A 2,203-nucleotide genomic window follows, 5' to 3' on the forward strand; every position below is an offset into this window, starting at 1 on the left:
GCCTGACTTTGAAGCGATTATGTAGCAACGCGGAATAATTGTCTTCCAATAGTCTCTTGTTATGCATTTTGAACTTCACCAATGAATCTCTGCATATCATCTTTAAAGGCATTACTGTTGAATTTACGCTTTTTCATTGATGGGCTATCGAAGTGAGACAATGAGGTAATCAACTTGTTAAAAAACAACTCAATACCATCTTTCTCGGATGATATAAAGACATCGAACTCTGTATCACTTAGTTTAATGTCATAACTAAAAACATTCTTAAGTTCCTCTTGTTGTCCATTAAGCAAGGTTAACTTTTGAACTTTTCTAAATATTGGTTTCCTCTCCTTGTACCACTCCTCATATCCTGTTGGGAGTTTTATGCAAATGAAACCAATGTAAATATGTTCAATACCAGAACCATATTCTCTCTCGTTAATTTTCACAACGAGTTTATCAATAAAGCATTGAAGAGCGCGTGTGCTTTTCTCTGCCTTCCAATCTATTTCTTGAGCTATTACAAAATTCAAATCATCAACCTAGATGCATAACGCTTCAATAACGAGTTAGCAGGGTATGGCGGGACAGTTGCGAAAGCAAGTGGCATGACATGCGCTGGTAATCTCCGTTAATTGACTTGTTAACTGTCCTCTCATGTGGCCTTGACAATCCTGCACGGTTTTAATCCTTTTCTATATTTAGTTTCGTAGAATTTTGAATCGAACAACAATTCAGATCTTTCTGGTAAATCTTCTGGTAGCTTAATATTTTTAACGTAACCTACATTATGTAGGGCGTTTAGAAAAAACCAACCTATATCCGGTTCGTCTTCATGTATGCCGAGCATAGCTGAACCTGGATACGCATGGTGATTGTTGTGCCAAGATTCACCCATAGAAACTAATCCAGCCAATCTTATATTATGCCCTTGAACAGCAGCACCTTTGACATGCCATGTCTTTTGTCCATTGTTGTGTGCAAAAAAACCAACCAGCCAATGTCCACCTACTGATACTACAACTCGTACGCAAACACCCCAAACGAGCCATGGCAAGCCTCCAACTACATAAAGTGGTATTGCTACCACCAATTGTTGAAGTAGCCATGTTTTTTCCATAAAAGTATAAAATTTACTTTTTATAATTCTGTCTTCAATCTCAAATGTAGGTGGATACCTGAGCTTCAAATCACAATTCAATTGCCACCAAGCATCTTTTAATATTGAACTCCCATGCATCAAATAATCGTGGCAGTTAGTCTGACGCTGCGCCCAATCACGCAGATCATGCTGCTTGAGCATACCTATTGGGCCCGCCATACCGACCCAAACTCCCAAATACACAAATACACAAATAGATATTCCATCCACTTTGGGCATTCGTAAGAACGATGAATCATTAAACGATGCATTCCTAAAGAATGCCCGAAGCATAATGTAACCCCGGTTAAGAATAAAAATATCAGAATAGAAGAATAAGAGACAAAAAAAGGCGCTAAGCAAATAGCTATTGCTATATTAGATAAAAACCATACTGATTTAATTGGGGACCAAACTACCTCACCAATATGCGAACTATCGGAATTATTTGAGTGAACTCTGAGTTTATCGCTCATCTAAATCTCCCCAAGGACAGTTAACGCCGACCTAAGCGGCAGTTTGTATTTGTCAAAATCTACGATAATTAAACGCAGTGAAAAGCAGATTTTGACAAATGCAAAATGTCCGAAGTCGCTCCAGCGACTGGCTTTAGGTCCTTGTTAGCTGCAATTCTCAAACTCAACATTGATGTATCCAAGCACTTCTTGCTCGTTTTGTTTTCCTAAAACCCCAACGCAAATTTGTTCGCCAATTTTGGTTAGGCGGTACGTACCAACAGCATAAGCATTGCCCTGCGAACTCACAATAATAGTTTTCGAAGAGTTTATCCATCGTCCGCCTGACAAAGGTTTTCCAGTTTTTGGTCTTACGCCAGAAGTAGGCTCTATAACTTTTGCAATGAAATAATCTTTGTAAACTGTTTTGGGTATAGAAAACTGATAGAGATATAAACCAAATAAAGCAATAGGGAGAGCCAAAAACACTGAGCCAGCAATTATTTTGGCCTTTATTCTGCTTTTTAGTCTTACGTTGTATTTCATTTCCATATTGCAGCTAACACCTTACATAACCGGTTTGTGGCGCTCTTCCACAAATCCGGTTTATGTATTTGTATAG

At 38.4% G+C, this 2,203-nt stretch carries 3 protein-coding genes; all 3 read right to left on the reverse strand.

The window, feature by feature from the left end:
* Window positions 1-59: 59 nt before the first annotated feature.
* The 3 genes from KUL10_RS18425 to KUL10_RS18435 all read right to left on the reverse strand — a co-directional run bounded on the left by KUL10_RS18425 (window position 60) and on the right by KUL10_RS18435 (window position 2,133).
* Window positions 60-518, reverse strand: a complete 459-nt coding sequence (locus KUL10_RS18425; RefSeq protein WP_110430430.1) for a hypothetical protein — start codon at window positions 516-518, stop codon at window positions 60-62.
* A gap of 122 nt (window positions 519-640) precedes the next feature.
* Window positions 641-1,306, reverse strand: coding sequence for a fatty acid desaturase (locus tag KUL10_RS18430; RefSeq protein WP_233499888.1), 666 nt, complete (start codon window positions 1,304-1,306; stop codon window positions 641-643).
* A 440-nt stretch (window positions 1,307-1,746) separates the two neighbouring features.
* A complete protein-coding gene (locus KUL10_RS18435) occupies window positions 1,747-2,133 on the reverse strand; it encodes a hypothetical protein (protein ID WP_110430431.1) in 387 nt (128 codons plus the stop codon).
* Window positions 2,134-2,203: the final 70 nt, after the last annotated feature.

It is taken from the genome of Glaciecola sp. KUL10, from assembly GCF_003203515.1.
Lineage (GTDB): Bacteria > Pseudomonadota > Gammaproteobacteria > Enterobacterales > Alteromonadaceae > Glaciecola.

Excerpts from the sequence above, each read along its gene's own strand:
- KUL10_RS18430 (WP_233499888.1), bottom strand. The coding sequence starts at position 1,306 with ATGGCGGGCCCAATAGGTATGCTCAAGCAGCATGATCTGCGTGATTGG.
- KUL10_RS18435 (WP_110430431.1), bottom strand. The coding sequence starts at position 2,133 with ATGGAAATGAAATACAACGTAAGACTAAAAAGCAGAATAAAGGCCAAA.